Origin of the sequence: uncultured Sphingomonas sp. (genome assembly GCF_964243315.1) — a bacterium.
Classification (GTDB): Bacteria; Pseudomonadota; Alphaproteobacteria; order Sphingomonadales; family Sphingomonadaceae; genus Sphingomonas.
In genome coordinates this window covers 21751-48365 of the sequence record NZ_CAXTEM010000022.1, presented here as the reverse complement: position 1 = coordinate 48365, position 26615 = coordinate 21751, and the positions used below count along the sequence as shown (strand labels likewise).

25 protein-coding genes and 1 pseudogene are annotated in these 26615 nt (G+C 66.9%); 14 read left to right on the top strand and 12 right to left on the bottom strand.

All coding sequences use genetic code 11. The annotated features are described in order from the left end of the window. The 5 genes and pseudogenes from nadE to ACFE77_RS08700 form a co-directional block, all read left to right on the top strand. Positions 1-582 (top strand): annotated as a pseudogene (nadE, locus tag ACFE77_RS08720) (NAD(+) synthase); the annotation flags it as partial. 42 nt (positions 583-624) lie between these two features. Then, positions 625-1485, top strand: a complete 861-nt coding sequence (locus tag ACFE77_RS08715; RefSeq protein ID WP_375421243.1) for a CDP-alcohol phosphatidyltransferase family protein — start codon at positions 625-627, stop codon at positions 1483-1485. Further along, positions 1482-2573, top strand: a complete 1092-nt coding sequence (locus ACFE77_RS08710; protein ID WP_375421242.1) for an inositol-3-phosphate synthase — start codon at positions 1482-1484, stop codon at positions 2571-2573. The genes ACFE77_RS08715 and ACFE77_RS08710 overlap by 4 nt, the downstream gene beginning before the upstream one ends. Next, complete coding sequence (locus ACFE77_RS08705; protein WP_375421241.1) at positions 2573-3277, top strand: NTP transferase domain-containing protein; 705 nt, start codon at positions 2573-2575, stop codon at positions 3275-3277. Before ACFE77_RS08710 ends, ACFE77_RS08705 begins: the two co-directional genes overlap by 1 nt. Positions 3278-3280: 3 nt before the next feature. Then, the gene (locus tag ACFE77_RS08700) at positions 3281-3820 is read left to right on the top strand and encodes a pseudouridine synthase (RefSeq protein ID WP_375421240.1); all 540 of its coding nucleotides are present in this window, start codon (positions 3281-3283) and stop codon (positions 3818-3820) included. 98 nt (positions 3821-3918) lie between these two features. Here the strand turns inward: ACFE77_RS08700 and ACFE77_RS08695 are convergent, their stop codons facing one another. After that, complete coding sequence (locus ACFE77_RS08695; protein WP_375421239.1) at positions 3919-4698, bottom strand: DUF4019 domain-containing protein; 780 nt, start codon at positions 4696-4698, stop codon at positions 3919-3921. Positions 4699-4850: 152 nt separating this feature from the next. Between ACFE77_RS08695 and otsB the strand changes: the two genes are divergently transcribed. From otsB to ACFE77_RS08680, 3 genes are read left to right on the top strand one after another with little or no spacing between them, the layout of a single operon-like run. Then, a complete protein-coding gene (otsB, locus tag ACFE77_RS08690; protein WP_375421238.1) occupies positions 4851-5594 on the top strand; it encodes a trehalose-phosphatase in 744 nt (247 codons plus the stop codon). Next, positions 5591-7372, top strand: coding sequence for a glycoside hydrolase family 15 protein (locus ACFE77_RS08685; protein ID WP_375421237.1), 1782 nt, complete (start codon positions 5591-5593; stop codon positions 7370-7372). Before otsB ends, ACFE77_RS08685 begins: the two co-directional genes overlap by 4 nt. After that, on the top strand, positions 7369-8754 hold the full coding sequence (locus ACFE77_RS08680; RefSeq protein ID WP_375421236.1) for a trehalose-6-phosphate synthase: 1386 nt from the start codon (positions 7369-7371) through the stop codon (positions 8752-8754). Before ACFE77_RS08685 ends, ACFE77_RS08680 begins: the two co-directional genes overlap by 4 nt. On the opposite strand, the gene ACFE77_RS08675 is transcribed toward ACFE77_RS08680, so the two are convergent. Beyond that, complete coding sequence (locus tag ACFE77_RS08675; protein ID WP_375421235.1) at positions 8714-9790, bottom strand: mechanosensitive ion channel family protein; 1077 nt, start codon at positions 9788-9790, stop codon at positions 8714-8716. The two genes, ACFE77_RS08680 and ACFE77_RS08675, sit on opposite strands and share 41 nt — an antisense overlap. 206 nt (positions 9791-9996) lie before the next feature. Between ACFE77_RS08675 and ACFE77_RS08670 the strand changes: the two genes are divergently transcribed. Next, positions 9997-11103 (top strand): glycerophosphodiester phosphodiesterase, encoded by a 1107-nt coding sequence (locus ACFE77_RS08670; protein WP_375421234.1) that lies wholly within the window; start codon positions 9997-9999, stop codon positions 11101-11103. A gap of 98 nt (positions 11104-11201) precedes the next feature. On the opposite strand, the gene ACFE77_RS08665 is transcribed toward ACFE77_RS08670, so the two are convergent. Beyond that, positions 11202-11783 carry a DUF1989 domain-containing protein gene (locus ACFE77_RS08665; protein WP_375421233.1) on the bottom strand — a complete coding sequence of 194 codons (582 nt, stop codon included), beginning with the start codon at positions 11781-11783 and terminating at the stop codon, positions 11202-11204. Further along, positions 11773-12486 (bottom strand): guanitoxin biosynthesis heme-dependent pre-guanitoxin N-hydroxylase GntA, encoded by a 714-nt coding sequence (gene gntA / locus ACFE77_RS08660; protein ID WP_375421232.1) that lies wholly within the window; start codon positions 12484-12486, stop codon positions 11773-11775. Before gntA ends, ACFE77_RS08665 begins: the two co-directional genes overlap by 11 nt. A 126-nt stretch (positions 12487-12612) precedes the next feature. Between gntA and ACFE77_RS08655 the strand changes: the two genes are divergently transcribed. Together ACFE77_RS08655 and ACFE77_RS08650 are read left to right on the top strand one after the other, a co-directional pair. Then, positions 12613-13260: a peptidylprolyl isomerase gene (locus ACFE77_RS08655; RefSeq protein WP_375421231.1), complete on the top strand. Its 648-nt coding sequence runs from the start codon at positions 12613-12615 to the stop codon at positions 13258-13260. Between the two features lie 13 nt (positions 13261-13273). Further along, on the top strand, positions 13274-13663 hold the full coding sequence (locus ACFE77_RS08650) for a reverse transcriptase-like protein (RefSeq protein WP_375421230.1): 390 nt from the start codon (positions 13274-13276) through the stop codon (positions 13661-13663). Positions 13664-13665: 2 nt separating this feature from the next. Here ACFE77_RS08650 and ACFE77_RS08645 read toward each other — a convergent pair whose 3' ends face one another. Both ACFE77_RS08645 and ACFE77_RS08640 read right to left on the bottom strand, forming a co-directional pair. Then, complete coding sequence (locus tag ACFE77_RS08645) at positions 13666-13812, bottom strand: lmo0937 family membrane protein (RefSeq protein ID WP_375421229.1); 147 nt, start codon at positions 13810-13812, stop codon at positions 13666-13668. A gap of 95 nt (positions 13813-13907) precedes the next feature. Beyond that, positions 13908-14378 (bottom strand): CAP domain-containing protein, encoded by a 471-nt coding sequence (locus ACFE77_RS08640; RefSeq protein ID WP_375421228.1) that lies wholly within the window; start codon positions 14376-14378, stop codon positions 13908-13910. A gap of 380 nt (positions 14379-14758) precedes the next feature. Here ACFE77_RS08640 and ACFE77_RS08635 point away from each other — a divergent pair, with 380 nt between their 5' ends. The 3 genes from ACFE77_RS08635 (at position 14759) to ACFE77_RS08625 (ending at position 17052) form a co-directional block, all read left to right on the top strand. Further along, positions 14759-15607, top strand: coding sequence for a PEPxxWA-CTERM sorting domain-containing protein (locus tag ACFE77_RS08635; RefSeq protein WP_375421227.1), 849 nt, complete (start codon positions 14759-14761; stop codon positions 15605-15607). 132 nt (positions 15608-15739) lie between these two features. Next, positions 15740-16681: a GGDEF domain-containing protein gene (locus tag ACFE77_RS08630; protein WP_375421226.1), complete on the top strand. Its 942-nt coding sequence runs from the start codon at positions 15740-15742 to the stop codon at positions 16679-16681. 98 nt (positions 16682-16779) lie between these two features. Beyond that, positions 16780-17052 (top strand): DUF1488 family protein, encoded by a 273-nt coding sequence (locus ACFE77_RS08625; RefSeq protein WP_375421225.1) that lies wholly within the window; start codon positions 16780-16782, stop codon positions 17050-17052. Between the two features lie 12 nt (positions 17053-17064). Here ACFE77_RS08625 and ACFE77_RS08620 read toward each other — a convergent pair whose 3' ends face one another. The 6 genes from ACFE77_RS08620 to ACFE77_RS08595 form a co-directional block, all read right to left on the bottom strand. Next, on the bottom strand, positions 17065-19362 hold the full coding sequence (locus ACFE77_RS08620) for a putative bifunctional diguanylate cyclase/phosphodiesterase (RefSeq protein ID WP_375421224.1): 2298 nt from the start codon (positions 19360-19362) through the stop codon (positions 17065-17067). A gap of 71 nt (positions 19363-19433) precedes the next feature. After that, positions 19434-19742 (bottom strand): PilZ domain-containing protein, encoded by a 309-nt coding sequence (locus tag ACFE77_RS08615; RefSeq protein ID WP_375421223.1) that lies wholly within the window; start codon positions 19740-19742, stop codon positions 19434-19436. Beyond that, the gene (locus tag ACFE77_RS08610) at positions 19742-21406 is read right to left on the bottom strand and encodes a FecR domain-containing protein (protein ID WP_375421222.1); all 1665 of its coding nucleotides are present in this window, start codon (positions 21404-21406) and stop codon (positions 19742-19744) included. Before ACFE77_RS08610 ends, ACFE77_RS08615 begins: the two co-directional genes overlap by 1 nt. 110 nt (positions 21407-21516) lie before the next feature. Then, on the bottom strand, positions 21517-22284 hold the full coding sequence (locus ACFE77_RS08605) for a metallophosphoesterase (protein ID WP_375421221.1): 768 nt from the start codon (positions 22282-22284) through the stop codon (positions 21517-21519). Between the two features lie 51 nt (positions 22285-22335). Further along, positions 22336-23997, bottom strand: a complete 1662-nt coding sequence (locus ACFE77_RS08600; protein ID WP_375421245.1) for an MFS transporter — start codon at positions 23995-23997, stop codon at positions 22336-22338. A 141-nt stretch (positions 23998-24138) separates the two neighbouring features. Continuing rightward, the gene (locus tag ACFE77_RS08595) at positions 24139-26457 is read right to left on the bottom strand and encodes a glycoside hydrolase family 3 N-terminal domain-containing protein (protein ID WP_375421244.1); all 2319 of its coding nucleotides are present in this window, start codon (positions 26455-26457) and stop codon (positions 24139-24141) included. Positions 26458-26615: the final 158 nt, after the last annotated feature.

The following is a 26615-nucleotide window of genomic DNA, read 5'->3' as shown; positions in this document are numbered from 1 at the left end:
CTGGCGCTCGGCTGGTGCACCTATGGCGTCGGCGACCAGATGAGCCATTATGCGGTCAATGCGGGCGTGCCCAAGACGCTGATCCAGTTCCTGATCCGCTGGTGCATCCGCACCGACCAGTACGACCCCGCGACCGACGCGGTGCTGACCGCGATCCTGGCGCAGGAGATATCGCCAGAGCTCGTTCCCGCCGACGCCAGCGGTGCGATGCAGAGTACCGAGACGATGATCGGCCCCTACGCGCTCAACGACTTCTTCGCGCATTACGTGATCCGCCACGGTATGGCGCCGTCGACGATCGCGTTCCTCGCCTGGCACGCGTGGCGCGACGTCGACGCGGGGCGCTGGCCCGAGGACTTCCCCGCCGATGCGCGAGTCGCCTACGACCTGCCGACGATCCGCCACTGGCTCGCCAAATTCATCGTGCGGTTCTTCCAGACCAGCCAATTCAAGCGGTCTGCGCTGCCCAATGGACCCAAGGTTTCGGCAGGCGGCGCGCTGTCGCCGCGGGGCGACTGGCGCGCGCCGTCGGATGGTATCGCGGCCACATGGCTTGATGAATTGACCGTAAACGTCCCGTAATTTCTTGCGTTCGCCAAGGGGTAGGCGCATTGTGAAGTTCTGATGACACCGCCGGCCCGGGATGGCTCACGCGATCGCCGGATCGAGGACCCATCGAATCTGTATCTGATCCACCCCGCCGCCCGCGCGCTGCTGCCGCGAGCGTTGTCGCTTGGACTCTCCGCCAATTCGGTCTCGATTATCGGGCTTTGCTGTGGCGCGATCGCCGCCCTCGCCTATTCCGGATGGGGCAATCCGTGGTTGGCGCTGATCGGTCTGGTCTTCTCGGTGGTCTGGCTGATCGCCGATGGATTGGACGGCATGATCGCGCGGGCGACCGGCACATCGAGCCCGCTCGGTCGCGCGCTCGACGGGATGTGCGATCACGGCGTCTTCGCGCTGCTCTATATCGTGCTGGCGGCGTCGATGGGTACGGTCGAGGCCTGGGCCCTGTCGATCGGCGCGGCGCTTTGCCATGCGGTGCAATCGAGCCTGTACGAGGGCGAACGCGCGCGTTTCCATCGCCGGGTGCGTGGCGAGGCGCTGACCGCGGTGCCGGTGCCCGCGGGCATGGTGCTTGTCCGCCTCTACGACCGCGTCGCGGGTAGCCTCGACCGCATCGCCATGCCGTTCGAGCGTCGGCTCGCGGCGAGCCCCGATCCGGTCGCGCTCGGCGCGCGCTACGGCGTTAGCGCGACGCCGGTGATGCGGCTGCAGTCGCTACTGACCGCCAATGTGCGGGTGTGGATGATCTTCATCGCCTGCCTGGTTGCCGACCCCCGCCTCTTTTGGTGGTTCGAAATCGTACCTCTGACGGTCATTGTCATCGTCGGACTGATGCGCCATCGCGGCGTCGAGCGGGGATTTCTCCGCGCCGAGGCTCCCCTCCCCATCCTATTGTCAAGCGAACAGGGTCATTCATGAAGAGCATCAACATCGCCATCGTCGGCATCGGCAACTGTGCGAGCTCGCTCGTCCAGGGGCTCGAGCATTACCGCGAAGGCGTCAACGATCTCGTCGGGCTGATGCATTGGGAAGTCGGCGGCTATAAGCCATCCGACATCAAGGTCGTCGCCGCGTGGGACGTCGATGCGCGCAAGGTCGGCAAGGACGTCGCCGAGGCGATCTTCGCCAAGCCGAACTGCACCGCGGTATTCGCGGCGAACATCCCCGCGACCGGCACCGTCGTGAAGATGGGCGCGGTGATGGACGGCGTCGCCGACCACATGGCCGATTACAAGGACGACCGGACCTTCATCGTCGCCAATGACTCGCAGCCCAACAAGGCCGATGTCGTCGCCGAACTGAAGCGCACCGGCGCCGACGTGCTGATGAACTATCTGCCGGTCGGCAGCCAGGAAGCGACCGAATTCTACGCCGAATGCGCGCTGGAAGCCGGCGTCGCCTTCGTGAACAACATTCCCGTCTTCATCGCGTCCAACCCGGTCTGGGCGAAGCGGTTCGAGGATGCGGGCGTTGCGATCATCGGCGACGACATCAAGGCGCAGCTCGGCGCGACGATCGTCCACCGGGTGCTTACCGACCTGTTCGCCAAGCGCGGCGTCAAGCTCGACCGGACCTACCAGCTCAACACCGGTGGCAACACCGACTTCCTCAACATGTCGAACCACCGCCGGCTCGAATCGAAGAAGATCTCGAAGACCGAAGCGGTGCAGTCGGTCGCGGCCGAGCGGCTCGACGACGACAACGTCCATATCGGGCCATCGGATTACGTGCCGTGGCAGAACGATAACAAGATCTGCTTCCTGCGCATGGAAGGCCAGCTGTTCGGCGGCGTGCCGATGAACCTCGAGCTGCGCCTCTCGGTTGAGGATTCGCCCAATTCGGCGGGCGTCGCGATCGACATGATCCGCTGCGCGGCCATCGCCAAGGACCGCGGCATCGCGGGCGTCATCGATCCGGCATCGGCCTATTTCTGCAAGCACCCGCGCCACCAGATGACCGACGACCTCGCGCAGGTCGCGGTCGAGGACTTCATCAAGGCCGCGTGATGATCACCACCGGCCTGCTTCTCGCCGCCGGTGAGGGCAGCCGGCTTCGTGACGTCACTCCGTTCAAACCGCTGTGCGCGGTGGCGGGGCGCGCACTGATCGATCATGCCCTGGACGGGATGGCGGCGGCGGGGCTTACGCGTGCGATCGTATCGCTCGGCTACGGCGCCGATGCGATCGCCGCGCACCTGGCGAGCCGCGCGTGGTCGCTGGAGGTGATGACGGTGATGACCGATTATCGCCAGCCCAACGGCGTCAGCGCGCTCGCCGCCCGTGCGCTGGTCGGCACGGAGGGCGCGGTGATGGCGATGTGCGACCACCTCGTCCAGCCGCGCCACTATCGGCGGCTGGCGAAGGCTGGCGCGGGCGAGGGATTGCGCCTCGGCATTGACCGCCGGCTGGGGCATGCCTGGGTCGACCCGCTCGACGTCACCTGCGTCGCCACGAACGGCGACGCCATCATTGCGATCGGCAAAGGGCTGGAGCCGCACGATTGCTACGACACCGGCGTGTTCGCGGTGTCCGAGCGCTTCTTCGCCGCGCTCGCCACGCTGGACAGCCCGTCGATTACCGAGGGCGTCCGGATCCTGGGGGTGGAAGGCCGGGCGAAGATCGTCGATTGCAGCGATCTCGACTGGCTCGACGTCGACGACGCGCCGGCGTTCGCGCATGCCGAAGGCTGGATGACGAAGCTCGCGGCCTGAGCCGTGACGCTGATCCTGTTCAACAAGCCCTATGGCGTGCTCAGCCAGTTCACCGACAAGGGCAGCCCTACAACGCGAGCGACGCTGTCGGAATATATAGAGGTGCCCGGAATCTACCCAGCCGGGCGGCTCGACCGCGACAGCGAGGGGTTGTTGCTGCTCACCGACGATGGCCGCCTCCAGGCTCGGATCGCTGACCCCAAGTTCAAGCTGCCCAAGACCTACTGGGTCCAGGTCGAAGGCGAACCCGACGACGCCGCCCTCGATCGCCTGCGCCGCGGCGTTCGCCTCAACGACGGCGACACCCGCCCCGCGGAAGTGGAGCGCATCGACGCCCCCGCAATCTGGCCGCGCCATCCCCCGATTCGCGTCCGCGCCGCGATCCCGGATCGTTGGCTGAGCCTCACGATACGCGAAGGCCGCAATCGTCAGGTCCGCCGCATGACGGCTGCAGTAGGATTTCCGACGCTACGGCTGATCCGCGCGAGCATCGGAGATTGGATGCTGGGCGATTTGGCGCCGGGGGCGTGGCGGGAGGGATGAATATCAGCCGTGCATCGAGCGGACACCCACTCGCGCCGTACCGAGGCGTGGTGGTCGCTCCCGCTCGGTACGAGCGATCAGCGACGCACCGACCGAACTTACCCGATATAAACGCCGGCAACGCGCCAACTGCCCTCCTCGTACGCTAGCGAGACCGTCTCCACGACGTCGTTCTTATTGGTGAAGCGCGTGCGGAATTTGACAACTTCGTAGCCGTTCGGCGGGGCGGGAAGGCTCTCCTGGCTGGCAAAGGTGCGCGACACCATCTCGCCTAGCGGAACACGCGCCTTTTCGGATGCCGCGGTCCACATCGAGACCGTGTTCAGTTTGCGGAACGAGGCACCCGTCGCTTGGTAGCTCTCGTCCCAGCGCGCCTGATCAACCAGGGTCAGCCATTTACGCGCAGCGTCGACGACCGCCGCGTTCGGGGTCTCGCGAGAGACGGTAGCTGGTTGCGCCGGCGTAGAAGCAACTTGCGGCAGCGCGGCGAGCGCAATCAGAGCGAAGGCAAGCGTCATCGAACAAACTCCTATGGTCCAGGACTGGCGGTGTGCCCGCCCCACGCCGCTATTAGGCGCCGTGCCGTGGTTCCCTCGATGCGGCGCTGCGTCTTCCCTCAATCCTTCGTCTCCAAGTGAATTGGGTGTCGATGGACCGACTTTGCCGCCTTCCGCGTCCAGCAGCATGCGTGCCGCCGCACGGCTGCTCGATACCGTCATCTTCCGCCGTGCATCGCGCAGTCGTTCGTTGATCGTATGAACCGAGACGCCGAGATTGCGCGCACTGGACTTGGCGTCGTGCCCCCGCACGATGAGGCGAAGGGTTTGCTTCTCCTTCTCGGTAAGCCCCCACAGACCTTCGTTGCCCGGCATGTTCATACCTACCGGCACCTATGTCGGAGGCGGTGTGCCGACTACCCCGAAAAATTTGTATCTCCGGGCAAGCACCACCCACCGGTCACTGCGGGTGAGGCGACGCAGGCCTCCCTCCCCCGCTTGACCCTCCCCGCCCGATCACCGACACGGCGCGCGTGATTACCCTCCCTCCCCCGCCGCTCGATCTGCTCCGCGGTGCCGCGCTGTTTCTCGACTTCGATGGGACCCTGGTGGATCTCGTCGCGACACCCGATGCGGCGGTGGTCGATGCCGATCTTGCGGCATTGATGACGCGGCTGGTCGCGGTGCTCGAGGGGCGGGTGGCGATCGTCAGCGGGCGGTCGGTCGATGGCGTGCGGGCGTTGTTCGGGGATGCGGACTTCGCGATCTCCGGCAGTCACGGGCTGGAGATCGCATGGCCCGACGGGCGGCACGATCGGGTGGAACGGCCGATGGCCCTCGACCGTATAGTCACCCGTATGAAAGCCTTCGCAACTGCACAAACCGGGGTGCTGGTCGAGGAGAAGCCGCTGGGCGCGGCGCTTCACTACCGCAACCTTCCCGCCGCCGAATCCGCCAGCACCGATCTCGCGCGTAGCCTGGCGGAAGATTCCGGTCTCCAACTTCAGACGGGCAAGATGATGGTCGAGGTCCGCGTGCCCGGCGCCGACAAGGGCACCGCGATCGCGGCGATGATGGCCGCGCCGACGCTCGCGGGGCACCGCCCGGTGTTCCTCGGCGACGACGACACCGACGAACCGGCGATGGTCGCCGCGGCGGCGCACGAGGGTGCCGGCATCCTGGTGGGCGCGACGCGGGCGACCGCGGCAAGCTACCGACTCGAGTCGGTGGCGGCCACGCGCAAATGGCTGGCAGCGGCGATGGAGCAGATGGCATGACCTCGGTGGACCTCTGGCCGATCGGCAATTGTCAGGTCAGCGCGCTGGTCGATCGCAGCGGACGCTTTACCTGGGCCTGTGTGCCGCGGGTCGATGGCGATCCGCTGTTCTCTGCATTGGTCGGCGGCGCCGAACCGGAGCGCGGTTACTGGGCAATCGACCTGGTCGATTCGGTCAGTGTCGAGCAGCGTTACCTGCGCAACACCGCGATTCTCGTCAGCCTGCATACCGACGCGTCGGGCAATGCGATCGAGGTGATCGATTTCTGCCCGCGGTTCGAGCGTCAGGGGCGAACCTACCGCCCGGTCGCGTTCGCGCGGATCGTCCGCCCGGTCGCGGGATCGCCGCGAATCCGGGTGGCGCTGCGCACGACCTGCGGATGGGGCGATTCTTGCCAGGAGCGTAATGGCGGGTCGAATCATCTGCGCATCGTGCTCGACAAGCTGTCGCTGCGGCTGACCACGACCGCGCCGATCGGGATGCTGCAAGACGAGCGCGCGTTCCGGCTGGAACGGCCGCTGCACTTCTTTTTGGGGCCGGACGAGAGCTTCAGCGGCGATCTCGCGGCTACGGTGGACGCGATGCTCCGCGACACCACGACCGAGTGGCAGGAGTGGGTCCGCGGCTTGGCGATCCCGCTGGAATGGCAGGATGTGGTGATCCGCTCTGCGATCACGCTGAAGCTGTGCCAGCATGAGGAGACCGGCGCGATCGTCGCGGCGCTGACCACCTCGATTCCGGAACATGCGGGATCGGAGCGCAATTGGGACTATCGTTACTGCTGGGTACGCGACGCCTATTACACGGTACAGGCGCTCAATAGGCTCGGCGCGCTCGACGTGCTTGAGGGATATCTCGGCTACCTCCGCAACATCGTCGACGAGGCGCGCGGCGGGCACATCCAGCCGCTGTACGGCGTGCTCGGTGAGGCGACGTTGGAGGAGCGGTTCGCGCCGGACCTTGCGGGCTATCGCGGTATGGGCCCGGTGCGGGTCGGTAACGCCGCATACGAGCAGCATCAATATGACGCGTACGGCCAGATCATCCTGTGCAGCGTCCATGCGTTCTTCGACCAGCGGCTATTCCGGCCGAGCGGTATCGAGGATTTCGAGGCGCTGGAGAAGATCGGCGAGCGGGCGTGGACGCATCACGACCAGCCCGACGCCGGCCTGTGGGAGCTGCGCACCCGGCAGAGCGTGCATACCTATTCCGCGGCGATGTGCTGGGCGGCCTGTGACCGGCTGGCGAATGCGGCCAAGGTGCTCGACCTGCCGAAGCGCTGCGCCTTCTGGCAGGAGCGCGCCGACCATATCCGCAACGTGATCGAGGAACGCGCGTGGCGGCCCGAAACCAACCGGATGTCGGCGACCTTTTCGGGCGACGATCTCGACGCCAGCCTGATCCAGCTGCTCGACCTGCGATTCTTCGAGCCAGACGATCCCCGCTTCCTCGGCACGCTCGCGGCGGTCGAGGCGGGGCTGCGGCGCGGCAGTCACATGCTGCGCTACGACACCGAGGATGATTTCGGGCTGCCCGAGACTGCGTTCAACGTCTGCACCTTCTGGCTGATCGAGGCGCTCCACGTCACCGGCCGCGCCGACGATGCACGCGCACTGTTCGAGGAGATGCTCGGCCGTCGCACTGCGGCGGGGCTGTTGTCGGAGGACATTGATCCCCATACCGGGGAGCTGTGGGGCAATTACCCGCAAACCTATTCGCTGGTCGGGATGATCAACTGCGCGGCGCTCCTGAGCAAGCCGTGGAGTTCGATCCGGTGAGCCGCCTGATCGTCATTTCGAACCGGGTATCGGCGCCGACGGGGTCGCATTCGGGCGCGCAAGGCGGTCTCGCGGTGGCGCTCGCATCGGCGCTGCGCGAATATAAGGGCATCTGGTTCGGCTGGTCGGGCGACCGCGCCGACAGCTTCACCGGCGACATCCATTTCGAACGCAGCGACGGCGTCACCACCGCGACGATCGATCTCGAAGACCAGGACGTCGAGGAATATTACAACGGCTATGCCAACCGGACCTTGTGGCCGCTATTCCACTACCGGGTCGATCTCGCTGAATATGAACGAGAATATGCGGGAGGCTATCGCCGGGTCAACGAGCGGTTCGCGGAGACGGTCTATCCGCTGGTCGAGGACGGCGACGCCATCTGGATCCAGGATTACCATATGTTCCCGCTCGGCGACGAGCTGCGGAAACGTGGGTGCGAGAACCGCATAGGCTTTTTTCTTCACATCCCGTGGCCACCGCGACGGCTGATGTCGATCCTGCCCGAGGCGCAGGCACTGGCGCGATCGCTGTTCGCGTACGACGTGATCGGCTTCCACATCGACGAATGGCTGCAATCCTTCTGCGACTTCGCGCAGCAGGAGCTGGGCGCGGTGCGCGACGGCGAGGATCTGGTGCTCGACGGGCGACGGGTGCGGGTGATGGCGGTGCCCATCGGGATCGACGTGCAGGAGTTCGTCGATCTGGCGGCAGGCACCAAGGCGCGACTGTCCTACCGCCAGATGCGCGACAGCGCGACCGGGCGCGACATGATAGTCGGGGTCGATCGGCTGGATTACTCCAAGGGACTGGAAGAACGCTTCCTCGGCTACGAACGCTTCCTCACCGAGCATCCGGAAGAGCGTAAGGAGGTGTTCCTGCTGCAGATCGCGCCGCCCTCGCGAGAATCGGTTGGGAGCTACCAGAAGATTCGTCGCACGCTCGAGGAGCTGTCGGGGCGGATCAACGGCGAATATGCCGATATCGACTGGGTGCCGATCCGCTACGTCAACCAGGGCTATCCGCGCGACGTGCTCGCCGGGATCTACCGTGCCGCCAAGATCGGCCTCGTCACGCCGCTGCGTGACGGGATGAACCTGGTCGCGAAGGAATATGTCGCCGCACAAGACCCGGCGGATCCGGGCGTGCTGATCCTCTCGCGCTTCGCGGGCGCGGCGACGCAGCTGACCGATGCGCTGCTCGTCAATCCGTACAGCGCCGAAGAGATGTCGGACGCGATCATGCAGGCGCTACGGATGTCGAAGGAGGAACGCATCGGGCGCTGGCAGAAGATGATGGCGGTGATCGAGCATCAGGACATCGGCTGGTGGCTCGACACCTTCACGACGGCGCTGATGACGCCGAAGCCGGTGCCCGCATGAACCGTTCGCGCGGCAGTGCCTCGGGCATGTCGCTGCGGATGAACGCATAGATCGCTTCGCGCACGTCGCAGCGCAGGTCGAACGCGATCGACGCGTCCTTCGCGGTCATCAGCGCGCGGACCTCCATCGTCCCGTCGGGCTTGCTGTCGGTGACTTGGCAGTTGAAGAAACGGCCGTCCCAGCGTGGGCTGGCCCGCACCACCTCCTCCACCTTGGCGCGGATGCGCGCGACGTCGGCAGCGGGATCGAGATACCAGAACACCGATCCCATCAGCGCGCTGGTGTCGCGGGTCCAGTTCTGGAAGCTGTTCTCGAGGAACTTCGACACTGGCACGATCAGCCGCCGATCGTCCCAGATCCGCACCACGACATAGGTCAGGCGGATCTCCTCGATCCGTCCCCATTCATTCTCGATGATGACGACGTCGTCGAGCCGGATGGGCTCGGTGAACGCCATCTGGATACCCGCGATCAGGTTCTTGAGCGCAGGCTGTGCCGCGGCGCCGATCGCGAGCCCGGCGAGGCCGGCGGAGGCGATCAGCGTCACGCCGATGTTGCGGACTGCGGGAATGCTCATCAGCATCAGGCAGAACACCACCAACCCGAGCAGGATCACGCCGATTCGGTAGAGGATGCCGATCCGGGTGCGGCGGCGCCGCGCACGGAGATTGTCGGCGACGGTGATGTCGAACCGCGCCTCGCCGATGTCGCGATAGGCGGTCAGTAGCGCATAGAGCACCCAGCCGAGGATCGCGGGCGAGATCAGCCCGAAGACGCGCTGCCAGATTCGGTCCCAATAAGCAGGAAGATCTAGGCTCGGCCCCGATGCCGCCAGCGCCATGCCGATCAGCAGCCAGAAGGTCGGCCAGCGCAGCCGCGCCACGAGGATGTCGTCGGTCGGCGTCTTGGTGCGCGCGGTGAGCCGCCGCATCACCGCGATCGCGATCGCGTGCGCGACGACGACCGCGAGCAGCAGGACGGCGACGCCGCCGAACCGCGCGAGCCAATCGGGGATGGCCTGTTCCAACGTTTGCATCGCAGCAGAACCCGCCTGCGCGCGGAAGGCTCCCGCGGGTTGCGTGTCACGGGTCGGTCATATGGCGGGGTTAGTGGCTGCATCACCCCTCCCCCGTTCGTTTCGAGCGAAGTCGAGAAACCCTGCCCGCCCGATGAGGCGGTTTCTCGACTTCGCTCGAAACGAACGGAGGGCTGGGGGCGACTACACCAGCTTAGGAACATCGCATGCCCGGCCCCATCTTGACCCGCCGACAGACGCTGACCAGTGTGGGTGCCGCGATGATCCTGCCGATGACGAGAGCGGCGGCGGCGAGCCGCGCGGCCAAGCCGCTGGTATTCGCGCATCGTGGTGCGTCGGCGCTGCGCCCCGAACACACGCTGGCGGCCTATGCGAAGGGGATCGCGGACGGGGCCGACTATATCGAGCCCGATCTGGTGATCACGCGCGACGGCGTGCTGGTGGCGCGGCACGAGAACAACATCGCCGACACCACCGATGTCTCGACCAAGCCGCAATTCGCGGGGCGGCGCACCACCAAGACCGTGGACGGCGAGGCGATCACCGGCTGGTTCGCGGAGGATTTCACGCTCGACGAACTGAAGACGCTGCGCGCGGTCGAACGGCTGGGCGCGGTACGGCCCGAGAGCCGCAGCTATGACGGTCAGTTCCAGCTCGTTACGTTGGACGAGATCATCGACTTCGTCGCCAGCGAGTCCGCGGCGCGCGGGCGCGTGATCGGCATCGTGCCCGAAATCAAGCATTCGACCTATTTCCGTTCGATCGGTCGCGGGTTCGAGGATGCGTTCGTCGAGCGGCTCGGCGCGCACGCCTATACCCGCACCGCGCCGGTGGAGATCCAGTCGTTCGAGACCGCCAATCTGCGCGCGCTCCGCAAGAAGCTGGGGAAGCCCGCCAATGTCCGGTTGATGCAGCTGGTCGGAGATCCCGGGATGCAGCCGGCCGACATCGCCGCGACGGGCGGCTCGCTGACCTATGGCGCGATGGCAGCGCCCGCGGGACTGCGCGAGATCGCGCGCTATGCCGATGTGGTCGCGCCGAACATTCGGGGGATCATCCCGGTCGGGGCGGACAAGCGGCTCGGTCGGCCGACGAGCTTCGTCGACGACGCGCATGCGGCGGGGCTGCTGGTGCGGACCTGGACCTTTCGGCCGGAGAACCGCTTCCTGCCCGCCGATCTGCAAGGCCCGGGCGATCCGGACGCGCGCTATCCCGCCGGGTCGATCGAGGAGATGCGGCGCTGCATCGCTTGCGGGCTCGACGGGTTCTTCACCGACGACCCGGCACTCGGGCGGGTGGCGGTCGACGGGTAGCGGGGATTTGTGCTCCTGCGGGGGCAGGAGCACGAGCGTTGCCGGTTGTGGCCCTGGGTTCCTGCGTTCGCAGGAACACCGGGTGGAGTCATCAGGTGCTAATCCACGCGGTAGTGGATCGGCTTGAAGCTGCCGTTGTTCGATTGCAGCGCGGAGCAGGCGGTCAACCCGATCACCAGGTCCATCTTCGCTTCCAGCACGATCGTGTCGCCCGCCTTGCTGAGCGGCGCCTCGACGGTGAAGGCTCCCGTCGCGCCGTCCACCGGCACGTTCATGAAGCAGTTGAATGCGACCGGGATCTGGTCCGGCAGCACGCCCCAGGGCGCCAGCGCGGCGGCGAGGTTACCGAAACAGCCGCGGTGCGGGTCGGTGTCGCCATAGATGATGCGGAACGTATCCGCCGAGCACGGCGTCAGCAGGAAATCATGCCGCCCGACATCGTCGTGGACGATCTCCAGCATCGGCGTCGAGCGGTTCGAATAGAGCAGGTCGCCGGTCGTCAGGTAGATCCGGTTGGCGTAATCGAGGGTCCGGCCGCTGGAGATCACTTCGGCGGTGTCGGCCAGCGAGTATGCCAGCAGATCCGCGACCTGCTCGCCCTGCGGATCGATCACGGTGAGCCGCTGGCCGGCCTTCAGCTCGAAGCCCGCACCGCTGCGGGGGGGGATCTCATGCGTCAATGCCGGGCTCCGTTTCCCGGCGCGCATAGGGGCATGCCCAGCCGGTGTCGATCAGCCGGCCGCTATATTGCTGCGCCTCCGATGCGCTACCGTGCCGCGCGAGCATCGGGTTCGCCGACCCGGCCAGCGCGATGTCGCGCGCGATGATCGAATCGCGGAGCTTTTCGTAGCGGCCCTGCGCGCGCAGCTGTTCGAACTGATCGTGCAGGTTGAACACCATCGCCGGGCGCTCGAAGCGGCGCGCGGGCCGGCTGGCATTGGGGTGGAGGCCCACGACGAAAAAGCCCTCGCCGCCGAAGCTCAGCGAAAAATGCGGGTCGTCCGGGTCGCTGCTGACGCGCGCATCGGGTTCCTGGCCGAACCAGGCGTCCTTATCGCTGAGCGACTGGACGCGCTGCCACAATGCACGTTCGAAGACTTCCTCGCTGAGATCGGTCGGGCCCTCGAACAGCACGACGAGCGACTGGAACAGCGCCGGGTCCGCCTTGTAGTCCTGCGCGAGCTGGTAGAGCGCGGGCCACAGGCGAAGATCGTCCCACGCCGATTGCAAGTCGCGTGCGACGACGAAGCGCATCGTGCCCTTGGCCAGCGCCGCCTTCGCGCCCACGCACGGGAAGCCCGAGTCGGTCACGAAATCGCGGAAGCGCTGGGTCAGGGGGTGATCGGTGTCCGCGTAGGCGGTGGGGGAGTCTAGAACAGGCATGGCATCGTCGAACGCTCAACCATGTGCATCGTTTCCGGGCAGCATGCCGCATTAACGTGCATCAATACGATAGCTTACTGCCGCGTTAGCCGTTTGCCGCAGCCGCCCCGGCGGGTAGCAAAGGGCATGATGATCCGACTCGCCATGCTGCTGATGAGCAGCGCCACGCCACTTGCCGCGCAGGATGTTCCCGTGGCGCCGGTGCCCGCCGTGGCTCCGACGCCGGCGCCCTCTCCTGCCCCTGCCCCTGTGGCGCTGGTGAGAGTTGTGCTGACGACCAGCGAAGGACCGATCACGCTCGCGCTGGAAAAGGATCGAGCGCCGATCACCACCGCCAATTTCCTCCGCTATGTCGATAGCAAGCGGCTCGACGGGATCGATTTCTATCGCGCGATGAAGCTCGCGCCGGACAATGGATTGATCCAGGGCGGGGTGCGGGACGGCAAGCTGCTCTACCCGCCGATCAAGCTCGAGCCGACCAGCAAGACGGGGTTGAAGCATGTCGACGGCACGATCTCGATGGCGCGCGCCGCGCCCGACAGTGCCCGGGCCGACTTCTTCATCATCGTCGGGCCGATGCCGTCGCTCGATTCGCAGCCCAACCAGCCCGGCGACAATGCCGGTTTCGCCGCCTTTGGCCAGGTAACGGAGGGAATGGAGATCGTCCGCCGCATCCTCGCTGCGCCGACCTCCCCGACTGAGGGCGAAGGTCCGATGAAGGGCCAGATGCTCGCGCCGAAGATCAAGATACTCACCGCGCGTCGCGCTCGCTGAGCGGGCGCCGCGAATGACGTCAGCGCCGCGAAGGCGGGTGTTCTTCGACGGCGGTTGCCGGCCCAACCCGGGCCCGATCGAGATCGCGCTGGTCGTCGAGGGAGAAAGCCATTTATTTCGCGATGTCGGCCAAGGCGACAACAACGACGCCGAGTGGCTGGCGCTGATCGCGGCGACGCGGCTGGCCGCGGAGATGGGCTTTACCGATGTCGAGTTCGTCGGCGACTCGGCATTCGTCGTCGGGCAGGCGAGCGGCGCCGCCAAGTGTCGCAGCGCCGGCCCGCGAGCGCACCTCGCCGCCTACCGCGACGCGATCGCCGGGTTCGCCAGCGTGCGTGTCCGGCGGGTGCCGCGTGCGAGGAACCTCGCGGGGATCGCGCTTGCGGCGCTCCACCCCCGCTGAGACTAGACCGGGCTGCGCCCGGTGAAGAGCTTGATAAGAACCACGATGACCGCGATCACGAGGATGATGTGGATCAGGCCGCCGGCGACGTTCAGCGAGAAACCCAGGACCCACAGGATCAGCAGGATGACGGCGATGGTCCACAACATGGCATGATCTCCAGCGGGGCGAACCCGACAGGGCCGCTCGCGGGAACAACAACGATGGACGGCGATGCGTTCCGGTCGCGGCCTGCTAATCGCGATCAGTTGGCGGCGAACTGCATTCTCGCGCGGCCGTCGACGGTACGGGCGACATCGACCACGCACATCGTCCCGAACGCGGGGTGTGGCCCGCACGACACGCCCGCGAAGTCGATGTCCTCCGCGAACACCAGCTTGCGATGGCCCCGGTCGGCGACGCCATCGTCGACGATCAGCTGCCGGACGACGTCGGCCGCATCGTCCGAGCCATAGGTGATGACCTCACCGACATAGATGCCGCCGCCGCGCCGCCGCACCCGCGTGCCGGGATCGGAGCCGTCCGCGCCGACATGGCCGAGCGACCCGTCGCTGGCCTGTTCGGCGCAATGGTCGATCGCGGCGGCGCGCAAAAGATCGGCGGCGGCGAGCGGACGGCGGCGGCGTTGCCCCTCGAGGAACCGCACTGCCTCGTCCACAGGAGCGACGCCTTCCTCGGTCAGGTAGCGGACCTTCATCCCCGGCGCGGCGATCATTTTCCCGTCGTAGTAGCGGCGATAGTCGCGTAGATGCGCCGCGTACCCGACGGGATCGTTGCGTACGCGATTAATCTCGATTAGTATTTTTCGTTCGAGTATCGTCTGTGCAAACAGAGGTGACGCCGAGCCGATCGACAATAGTGTTAATAAAACGCTAGCGAATTTGGCTCGCATCTCGACTCTTCCCGAGTCGCCGTTCGTGTCCCTGCGTGATGCAACTAAGACGACGGCGCGGCTTTGCTTCTGCGCGCGCGGATGCTAAGGTAGTTTTCTCGCAAATAGTTAACAACGCGTTGACTCTACTGCTTGAACTAAATGACGGATCGAACGTTGGTTCGATATCGTAACGGTTGGGTCATCAAAGGGGGCGGCATAAGATGAAGGCGGCGCTACTGAGCAAGGCAGCCTTGTGCATCTGCCCCCCGGCCATGCTGGCGACCACCGCAGCCTATGTCCCGCCGGTGCGTAAGGCAGTTCATCACGCGACTCGCCCTGCACCGAAGGCGCCGCCATCGCACACGCGGGCGCAGCGGCCGGCCGCAACTGCCGCAGCGGTGCCCTGCCCGGCTGCCTTCATCAATGCGCCGGTCGTGCCACAAGCCACGTTCGCGTCGGAGGTGCCACCCGATAGCGTCACCAGCAACTATTTCGGCAGTCCCGCGGGCGGCGGTGTCTTGGTCGGCGGTGCCGGCCCGGGCGGCGCGGCGCCGGGTGGCGGCGGCGTTCCGGGCAGTGGCGGACCGGGCGGCAGCGTACCCGGTGGCGGGGTGCCGGGCAGCGGCGCGGGCGAAACTCCCACGCCCGCGATACCCGAACCCTCGACCTGGTCGATGATGTTGCTCGGCTTCGGCCTGCTCGGCGCGGCGCTACGCAGCCGACGTCCGGCCAAGGTGCTCGTCCCTGCCCGCGCTGGCGGCAGCGGCGGTGCACGATCGAGCCGTCGTCGCCGGCGGAGCGCCAGCGTCGCGGGTGGCGGGATCCTGTGGGGCCTGCTCGAACCGGTGCAGGCGATGACCGCCGGTATCGGCGGCGGATCGAAGATGAGCTTGCTGGCGAAGGCCGCGATGTGCGTTTGCCCGCCGGCGCTGATGGTCGCCGCCGTCGCGACGGTGCCGCAGGCGCGCAAGGCGGTGTTCGCGGCGACCGCTCCCAAGGTCCCAGCGGGCGCGCCCTACGCGATCACGCCGCCGTGTGATCCGGGTATACCCGTGGTCACCGGCGTCTAAGGCCGCGGGCCTGCTCCCACTCCCGTCGCGCTTGGAAAGCCGACCTTTACGAATTCGCGCTATCCAGCCTGATCCACCGGGGCGGAGAGGCATGTGTTCGAGCGATTGGGGCGGGCGAGTATCAACAAGGTTGTGGCTGAGCCGGTGAACGATGTCGGGTTCGAAGCCGTCGCTTTCTTGGCGGAGCAGCGACTCGCGGCGACTCCGACCAATTACGAGCTTGCCTATCGCTACCGCATCGATCGCGACAGTGCGCTGGCACGTGCGGTCGACGCGGTGTTGATGGCGGGCGAGCGGCTGACCCAGGTCACTGCGGACCAGATCCGCGTCGCTCATACCCAGGCGCCGGGAGATACCGACGCCGCGCGCCAGGTGCGCCACCAGACGTTGCAGCTCGCCGATCTTGCCGCGGGCGCACTCGCGACCACCGGACAGTTCGGGCGCGACCTCAGCGGCGGGCTCGAAGAGCTCGGCAATGGCGCCGACACGGTCGCGATCGTCACCGCGATGGTCGCCTATTCGCAGACCACCGAGGCCGCCTTGGCCGCCGCGACCCGGCAAATCGAGGCGCTGCGTCAGGAAGTGGAAGCCGCCAAGGGCGATGCCGCACGCGATGCGCTGACCGGGCTGCACAATCGTCGCGGCGTGGAAGAGGAGATTCGCGGCCTGCCCGCGCGTGGACAGGCGGCGCTGGCGATCTGCGACATCGATTTCTTCAAATCGATCAACGATCGCTACGGGCATGTCGTCGGCGATCGTGTGCTCCAGCTCGTCGCGACGTCGCTCAGCAAGAGCTGCGACCCGCATCTGGTGGCCCGCTGGGGCGGCGAAGAATTCATCATCCTGATGAACGGGGTCACCGTGGACGAGGCGGCGGAGCTCGTCGACCGCGCGCGAGTCGACCTCGCGGGACGAATGGTCCGGCTGCGGACCACCGACGAGCCGATGCGGCCGATCACCTTCTCCGCCGGGGTCGCGCCGCTTCACGGCCGCAAGTTCGACGATGCGGTGAGCGACGCCGACCTGCTGCTCTACCGCGCCAAGGAAAGCGGCCGCAACAAGGTGGAGTGCTGATCCCTACCATCGTTCTGGGTCGCTTCCGGGAACAGGATCGCCGCTCGCGCGATTAGCAGCGGCGAGGCGTTACGCCTCGATCCCAGGAGCAGAATCACATGGCCGCAAACCGCCTCGACATCGATAACACCACGATCCTCGACAATGTCGACGAACGACAAGTCGAATTCGCGGGTGAAGTCGATGGCGACGAGTATCAGTTCGCGGTGCAGTACGACCTTCTCGAAGCATTGAGCGGCGATGCGCCCGAGGACGACGCGGTCGATATGTTCAACCGCTTCATCGATCCGATCAGCGATGCCGCACTGAGCGCCCTCGCCCGCGACGAATCGCAGCCGATGATCGTGGTCAGCGAAAACGACCTCGAATAGAGCAGGCCGGCTTCACGCCGCCTGCGCACGATCGCGTTGGAGCAGATCGACGAGCGCGGCGGCGGGGATCGGGCGGCTGATATGATATCCCTGCGCCATGTCGCACCCGGCCTCGCGCAGGAAGGCGAGGCAATCGGCATCTTCGATGCCCTCCGCGACCACCTTCAGTCCGAGATCGTGCGCGAGATCGATCGTCGACCGGACCATGACGCCGTCCTTGTGATTGACATGCGCATGCTGGACGAAGGACCGGTCGATCTTCAGCTCGGATAGCGGCAGCGTGCGCAGATAGGTCAGCGTCGACTGACCGGTGCCGTAATCGTCCATCGATATGCCGATCCCGAGATCGCACAGTGCGACCAACGCCGCGACCGCCGCCTCCGGATCCGCAAGCGTGGCACTCTCGGTCACCTCGAAGATCAGGCGGTCGATCGGCACGATGTCCCGGGCGAGCAGCGCGCGCACGTCGGCGTTGAAGCGGGTTGCGGTGACCAGCTTCGCGGAAATGTTGACCGCCGCGGTCAAGTCGAGTCCGATCGAGCGCCAATGCGCGAGGTCGGCGATCACGCGGTCGAGCACGAACAAGGTCAGCGGCGCGACGCGGCCGGTCTGTTCGGCGAGGGGGATGAACTGGTCGGGGCCGATGAAGCCACGGTCGGGATGACGCCAGCGGACCAGCGCCTCGACACTCGCGATCCGGTTCGGTCCGAGCGCCAGCTTGGGCTGGTAATGGACCTCGATCTGGCCGTTCGCCAGCGCCTCGTCGAGGTCGCCCATTAGCGACAGCCGGCGTTCGAGGGCCGCCAGATCGGCTACCGCCTCGCGCCAGAACACGCCCGACTGCGCGGCTTCCTCGGCCGCCAATGCCGCGCTGGTCAGGCAGGCATCGGCCACGCTCCCCTCGCCATCCGCAACGCCGATCGTCAGCGCGACATCGACCCGCCGCCCGGCGACTTCGACCGGCTGCAGCATGATCGTGCGCAGGCCGGTCAGCGTGTCGTGGATCGACTGATCGCTCCCCAGTTCGAACGCCAGCAGGCGGTCGGTCAGGCGGAAGATCGTGCCATCCGCGCTGGCGAGCCGCAGCCGGTCGACGACGCGCAGCACCAGATCACGCTCGCCGCTATGCCCGAGCACCGCGACCAGGCTCTCCAGATCCGCGATATGCGCAACCGCCAGGCGGAGCGCGGGTCGGCCGGTTAACGCGGAGACCATCGCCTTGCGGTTGCCCAGCCCGGTCTCCTCGTCGACGAGTTGCTGCTGACGAAAGCGCCCGAGAACGTGCTGCGCGTAGCGGCCGGCGAGCGTGCCCAGCAGCAGCAGCAGCCCCGACGCGATCGGGAAGACTATCGACGCGCTACGTTGGGCAACGAGGGCAGCGCCGATCAGGATCGTGATCGTGACGAGCGAAGCCACCGCGATCCGCGCCGGCGTTTTCGCGCGGAGAATGGCGCTCGCGAGCACGAGCGCGAGCAGGATCGCGAAGATTTTGCTCGCGGTCTGTGGCACGCCTGCGATCAGCGTTTCGGCGGCGAGTGCCTGGATGATCACGCCCGGGATCACGCCCCAGCGCGGGGTCGCATAGCGATCGCCCATCTCGACGGCGGTCGCGCCGACGATGACGTTGCGCCCGGCGACCATATGCGGATCGAAGCGACCGTCGCGGACCGCGATGAAGCTCAGCCGCGGGATGGTGCCGGGGTCGATCGAATAGTCGATCGGAAAGCGATCGTCGGCAGCGCCCGACCGACCCGCGACATAGGCCGACAGCGACGGGCGCGGGGTATCGTCAGTGATCGTGCCGAACGGTGCTTCGCGGATCGTGCCGTCCGTATCGGGCGCGATGCTCACCGACTGCAGCGCGACATTGTCGCGCAGGATCGGGATCGGCAGCGAGTCGATCTGGTGATCGGCGCCGGTCTCCGCCGCCTGCGACAGCGTCGCGAGCGCGACGAGGCCCGGTGATCGGCGCAGGGCAGCGGCGAAGGCCTGGTCGCCAGCGGGATCGGAGGGCGAGGAGAAATCGACGTCGAACACCACCGAGGCCGCGCCTGCCGCGCGCAACCGATCGACGAGACGTGCATGATTGTCGCGCGACCAGGGCCAGCGATCGATCGCCGCGATCGAGGCGGCGTCCATCTCGACGACGACCAGCTTGCCACTGGCGGGATGCGACAGAAGCTGGAAGCGGAGCGGATCGAGCCCGCGATCGAGCACGCCCGCGAAGCCGGAAACGCTCGCCACGCTCGCGATCGCCAGCGCGCTCAGCAGGATCAGCGCAGCGTGATGGCGCAAAGGGTTGAACGTCACTCGATTGCTCCGCCGATCATGGGCGCACGATGCCAGGACGGTCCTAAGATGACGTCAAGGGTGGGAGCCGATCAGGTACGGTCCGCTCGCTTGCCGGCGATCGTCGTCGCCGCCGAAATGTCACCGCTCGACAGCGGCTCGACGAAGCGCACGCCGAACCGCTTGTCGGTCTTCCAGGCGACATTAGCCGCACGCGTCCAGCCGCAGCACGCGAGCGCCAGCAGATTGCCGGGCGCGACCTGCGCGAAACCATGGACCAGCGCACCCTTCGGGGACACGTCGAGCACATGGACGCGGGCGGCGTCGCCCCCGCCGTGCAGCGTTGCGGGCTGGAATACCTTCAGCCGTGGCTCACTGCGGCGTGACAGCGTGCGCGTCATCAATCGTCATCCCGTTGGAGCTTGTCGAGGGCAGCCTTGGCGAGCTCGGCGGCAGCGTCGAGTGCGTCCTGAGCGGCTTTTGCGGCAGACTTCGCAGCGTCGTCGGCCGCCTGCCTCGCTTCCTCTGCGGCTCGAGCGGCTTCGTTGGCGGCGTTATTCGCCGCGTCCTTCGCTGCGTCGTCAGCCGCCTGCTTCGCGTCCTCGGCATTCTTGGCGGCTTCGTTGGCAGCCTCCCGCGCCGCATTGTCCGAAGCGTTCTTAGCAGCCTCCCTCGCCGCGTTGTCGGCAGCATTCTTCACGGCTTCCCTCGCCGCATCGTCGGCAGCGTTCTTGGCGGCTTCCCTAGCGGCATTATCTGCAGCGTTCTTGGCAGCTTCCCTCGCCGCATTGTCCGCGGCGATGTTGGCCTCTCTCGCGGCGGCGTCCGCGGCGTTGTTGGCGGCCTGTCTGGCCGCATCGTCTGCGGCACTCTTGGCGGCTTCTCTGGCCGCGTTGTCTGCATTGATCTTGGCATCTTCGGCCGCCTTGGCCGCAACGGCGGATGCATTGTCCGCAGCTTTCTCCGCATCCTTGACCGCGGCGTCTGCATTCGTAGCGGGGGCTTGAGCGAGCTTGTCCGGTTCCTTCGCGAGATCATCGGACACCGTCTTGGCATCGTCGGCGGGTTTGCCGACGATCGCACCGGCCTTGACGCCGGCGTCCGCACCGGAGGGAATTGCGGCAGGAAGCGTCGTCACTGGAGGCGCAGCCGGCGGCATGTCCACCACCGGCGTGGCGGGTGCCGGCGGCTGAGCGGTGGGCGCGGCCGGCGCCGGAGCCGTATTTTCAAGCTTGACCGACGCGACCAGCATCGCCGGGGCTGCGGCGGTGGTGCCCGTCATCATGCCGCCGGTGATCGACGCCAGGTCGATCGGCTTGGACGAAATCGCCTCGCCGATCGTCTGGGCGCCTACCTCGAAGCCGATCGGCTCGGCAGCGCCTGTTTCCGCGGGTACCTCGCTCGGCATCGGCGCCGATGCGACACTCACCGCGGCAGCGGGCGCGACGGCCCCGGTCGCCGCGGGTGCATCGGCCGGGCGTGCGGGCGAGTCGATCGTGCGCGCACCGTCGCCCTGGACCTGGAGCCGGTACAGGTCGGCTGCGCCGATCGTCGCGACCGCTCCCGGGCGGATGAGGTCCTTCGCGCCGCCGTCGAGCGTCGCGACCTCGACCACGCCTTCCACTACCTGGAGCGAGGTGCCGCTGCCATCGACGGTGACCGAGAAGGTGGTGCCCTTCACGACGGCGGCGAGGTACGGCGTCTTGACCGCGAAGTGCGGCACCTTCAGCTTTTCGATCCGGAATATCGCATTGCCGATGTCCTGGACGATCCGGGTGAAGCCGGTCGCCTCCTGCACCAGCGGTACCGAAACGCGGCTGTTCGCGCTGACCGTGACGAAATCGCGATCATGCACCAGCACCGCGCGCGCGCCCGGCCCGGTGACGACCGCATCGCCGGGCGCCAGCACCGCATTGCGTGCGGCCGGCTTGATCTCCGTGCCACGCCGCACCGACACCGCGCCCGCGGTCTCGGAGATGCGCCAGATCTGCGACTGCGCCAGCGCGGCGCTGCTCGTCGTTGCGAGCATCACGGCGGCACACAGGCCCGCGACGGATTTCAGCATAAGACACCCTTCCTTAGGCGTCTGGCTTACGATCTTAGTGCGAACGACTTCTCACCGAAGGTCGTTAACGCGCGCTGAGGTTGATCCAGGTCAACGCACTACCCGCGCGATCAGACGAAGTCGCGGTCGTCGGTCGCTTCAAGCGTCCATTGCCGGTCGTCCTCAAGGCCGAGCGCCGTCAGCCGGCCATAGCGGTGCGCGCCGGTGTCGAGCCCGATGCGATTGGCGCCGAGGCGCACGGCCGGATCGATCGTGTGGCCGTGGACGATGATCTTGGCATGGCGGCGGCGGCTGCCGAGGAAAGGTCGGCGGATCCACAGCAGATCCTCCTCGACCTGCTCGTCGAGCGCCACGCCAGGGCGGATCCCGGCATGGGTGAAGAAATAGTCGTCGAGTTCATAGGACGCGGGCAGCGCGTCGAGCCAGTCTATCATCTCGGGCGCGACGCAGCGGCGCACCGTCGCCAGCAGGCGCGCGGGATCGTCGCTCTCCAGCTCGACCGGATCCGCACCGAGCCCCAGCAGCGTCGCCACGCCTCCGAACCGCAGCCACAGCGCGAGCGCGGCGGTGTCGCCGTGCCAGGCGGCGACCATCGACGCCTCGTGATTGCCCTTCAGGATCACCAGCCGCGGATCGGCGCAGCCGGCGAGCGCCAGCAACAGCCCCGCCGATGCGGGTCCGCGATCGATGAAGTCGCCGAGCAGGACGATCCGGACGTCCGCCTCGTCGCGGGCTGCCGAATCCGCCTCGATCCGGTCTAGCAGCTGCTTGAACAGTCCCGCCTCGCCGTGGATGTCGCCGATCGCGTAGACGCGCCTGCCCGGCCCCAGGCTGGCGGGGCGCGTACGGCGCGCGATTAGGGGCCACTGAATCGACATCGCGCCTCGAATAGGTGCTCGAGGTAAAAATCCAATAGCGCGTTGCGGCGATCAGTCGTGCAGCGAGCGGCGGAAGGTTTCGGGCAGCAGGATCAACCCGACGATCGCGGTGAGCGCGCAGGCGACGATCGGATACCAGAGGCCGTAATAGATGTCGCCGGTGGCCGCGACCATTGCGAAGGCGGTGGTCGGCAGGAAACCGCCGAACCAGCCATTGCCGATATGATAGGGCAGCGACATCGACGTGTAGCGAATCCGGGTTGGGAAGAGCTCGACCAGCAGCGCCGCGATCGGGCCGTAGACCATGGTCACGTAGAGCACCATGATCGCAAGGATCGCGACAACCATCGGCCGGTCGATCCGCGCGGGATCGGCCTTTTCCGGGTAGCCGACTCCGGCGAGCGCGGTGCGTACCGACGTGCCGAAATCCTTGATCTGCGCCGCCTTGGCGGGGCCGGTCACCGTGGCGGGGTCCACCACCGGTATTGTGGTCGCCCCGATGCGGATCTGGGCGACGGCTCCCGCGCGAGCGGCAATGTTGGCGTAGGAGATGCCCGCCTTGGCGAGGAACGACTTGGCGATATCGCACGAGCTGGTGTCGAACTTGTTCTTGCCGACCGGGTCGAACTGCACCGAACATTCGCCCGGGTCGGCGACGACCGCGACCGGCGACGCCGCCTGCGCGGCATAGAGCGCGGGATTGGCGGCACGCGAGAGCGCGTGAAACAGCGGCATGTAGGTCAGCGCCGCCAGCGCGCAGCCCGTCAGGATGATCCACTTGCGCCCGATCCGATCGGACAGCCAGCCGAACAACACGAAGGCGGGCGTGGCGATCAGCAGCGCGATCGCGACCAGGATGTTGGTCGTCGCGCCGTCGACGCGCAGGTTCTTTTCGAGGAAGAACAGCGCGTAGAATTGGCTGGTGTAGAACACCACCCCCTGCCCCACGACCGCGCCGAACAGCGCGATCAGCACGATCTTCAGGTTGCTCCAGTTCGCGAAGGCTTCGGTCAACGGCGCCTTCGACGTCTTGCCCTCGTCCTTCATCTTCTGGAACACCGGGCTCTCTTCGAGCTGCATCCGGATCCACAGCGACACCGCCAGCAAGGCGATTGAGACCAGAAACGGGATGCGCCAGCCCCAGGTGGCGAACGCCTCCTCGCCGACCAGCGTGCGCACGCCGATCACGATCAGCAGCGCCGCGAACAGCCCGAGCGAGGCGGTGGTCTGGATGAAGCTGGTAAACAGACCGCGGCGATGCGCGGGCGCATGTTCGGCGACATAGGTTGCGGCGCCCCCATATTCGCCGCCGAGCGCCAGCCCCTGGAGCAGGCGCAGCACGACCAGCGCGATCGGCGCGGCGACGCCGACCGAGGCGTAGCTCGGCAACAGCCCAACCAGGAAGGTCGACAGACCCATGATCGCCATCGTCACGAGGAAGGTGTTCTTGCGCCCGACGACGTCGCCGATTCGCCCGAAGACCAACGCCCCGAACGGCCGCACCGCGAACCCGGCGGCGAAGGCGGCGAGCGCGAAGATGAAGCCGGTGGTCTCGTTCACGCCCGAAAAGAATTGCGCGGTGATGATCGTCGCGAGCAGGCCGTAGAGATAGAAATCATACCATTCGAACACCGCGCCCAGCGACGAGGCGATGATGATCAGCGGCTGGCTCTGCTTGCCGTGATCGAGCGCGGTGGCGTGCGTGGCGATGATGGCGTCCTCTCGGTTTGTTTGGTCTTAGAGCGGAAGTCGTCGCCGTCCGCTAGCGGACGCAGCGGAGCGGTTCACTTGAAGGCGCGAAGAGGACAGGGTTCGCGTGACCCAATCCTCTGCAGCATTCAATCCGCAAATTACTTATCCCACCTCCAGCACCACCTTCTTCAGGTTCACCGAATCCGGCCCTGCGAGGATGTCGAACAGCCCCGGCTCCACCACCTCTTCCAGATCCACGTTCCACATCCGGAATGCCGCAGGCCCGAGCAGGAACTTCACCGTCCGCCGTTCGCCGGGCTGCAGCGTGACCCGCTCGAACGCTTTCAGCTCCTTCACGGGACGGGCGACCGACGCGACCTGGTCATGGACGTAGAGCTGGACGACCTCGTCCCCTGCCCGTGCGCCGGTGTTGGCGACGTCGACCTCGACGGTGACCGATCCTGCGACGCCGATCTTGGGCGACGACAGCCGCGGCGCGCCGATCTCGAACTTGGTGTAGCTCAGCCCATGACCAAACGGGAACAGCGGCGCGGTGCTGGCGAACAGATAGCCACGGCCGGTGGACGGCTTGGCATTGTAGTACAGCGGCACCTGCCCGACTTCGCGCGCGACCGTCACCGGCAGCTTCGCACCCGGGTTGATCCGGCCGAACAGCGCCTCGGCCATTGCGGTGCCGCCCTCCTGCCCCGGATACCAGCATTCGAGCACCGCGTTGGCGCGCGACACGACGCCCGGCCAGCTCGGCGGGCGGCCGTTGATCGCGGCGACCACGATCGGCTTGCCGGTCGCCTTCAGCGCGTCGAACAGCGCGTTCTGGTCGCCCACGAGATCGAGCTCGGTGCGATCGCCGAGATGGTTCGCCGCGAAGCCTTCACGGCTGGTCTGTTCGGTATCGCCGATCGCGAGGATGACGATGTCGGCGCTTGCCGCCAGCGTCGCGGCTTCGGCGATCATCTGTCGGTTGCGTGCGGGATCGGCGAGGCGGACCTCGTCGTCGGAACGATCGTCGCCCTCGACGATGAGCGCGCCCGGCGCGTGGAGCACCGTCGCGCTATTGCCGACCAGCGCCTTGATCCCGGCAAGCAGGCCGATCGCATGGCGGGGTTCCGACGAATAGCCGCCCAGCCGCGCGATCTCCGCATTCGGCCCGATCACCGCGATACGGCCCGTGGCGGTCAGCGGCAGCGTGCCGTCGTTCGTCAGCAGGCACATCGACTTGCGCGCGGCCTCCAGCGCGAGCGCCTGCGATTCGGCATTGCCGGTCAGCCGCGCCGCGGCGCGTGCGTCGGCGAACGGAGCCTCGAACATGCCGGCGCGGAACTTGAGTGTGAGGATACGTGCGCACGCCTGATCGACTGCGGCTTGCGCCACGGTGCCGGCGCGAACCTGATCCGCGAGCGTGCGGAAGGCGATGCCGTCGGGGAGTTCGCTGTCCACGCCCGCGGCGATCGCGAGGCGCGCGGTGTGACGGCGGTCGGCGGCGATGTGGTGGATGCGCTCCAATTCCTCGACCGCACCGTAATCGCTGACGACGACGCCGTCGAAATGCCATTCGCCGCGCAGCACCTTGCCGAGCAGCCAGCGATTGGCATGCGAGGGCACGCCATCGATCTCGTTGTAGGACGGCATCACCGCCGCGATCCGGGTGCGTTCGACGACCGCGCGGAACGGCGGGAAGAAGGATTCGCGCAGCTCACGCTCGGCGATCGGCGCGGGGGCGATGTTGTTGCCGGCCTGAGGCTGGCCATGCCCGGTCATGTGCTTGAGCGTCGCGAACACCTTGCCCGGCTGCAGCGTCGCGCTTTCGCCCTGCAGGCCCTGGACCGCGGCGACGCCCATCTCGCCGCACAGGAACGGATCCTCGCCGAACGTCTCCTCGATCCGCCCCCAGCGCGGGTCGCGCGCGATGTCGACGACGGGGGATAGCGTCAGGTGGCTGCCGTGCGCGCGGACCTCGCGGCCGACCACCGACTGTACGCGGCGCATCAGATCGGGATCGAAGCTGCCCGCCAGCCCGATCGCCTGCGGGAACATCGTCGCGTCGGGCGCCATATAGCCGTGGAGCGATTCCTCGTGGAAGAGGATCGGGATACCGAGCCGGGTCGAGTCGCGTGCCCAGCGCTGCGCGGCGTTGACGAACGCGATCGTCGAGGCGCCGCCACGCCAGCGCGCGCCGGTGCCGCCGGCCACCTCCGACACCTGGGGACCGCCACGGCGATCCGACGGACGGGTGATCTGCCCGATGCCGTTCGGGTAGGCGGCACTAGCCTTGGCGGGATCGAAGTCGAGGCCGCCGGTGACCATCACCTCCGATTTGGTGCCCCACAGCGCGATCATCTGCGCAACCTTCTCGTCGAGGGTCATCCGCGCCATCAGGTCGCGAACGCGGAGATCGACCGGCGCCCGCGGATCCTTGTAGATCGTCGGCACCCGCGTCGCGGCGGGGAGGAAGGCGAGCATCGACGCGCTCGCAGCCAGCCGCAGCAGATCGCGGCGGCTGGTCGCCCCGCGGCACGTCTTGATGTCGGCCAAACCCTGATCCTCTCTCTCGACGTGGCATTGCTCCTGCCGCCGTCCATATGTTAGCGATATCATGGTTGAGGGACGCCACGGCTGTC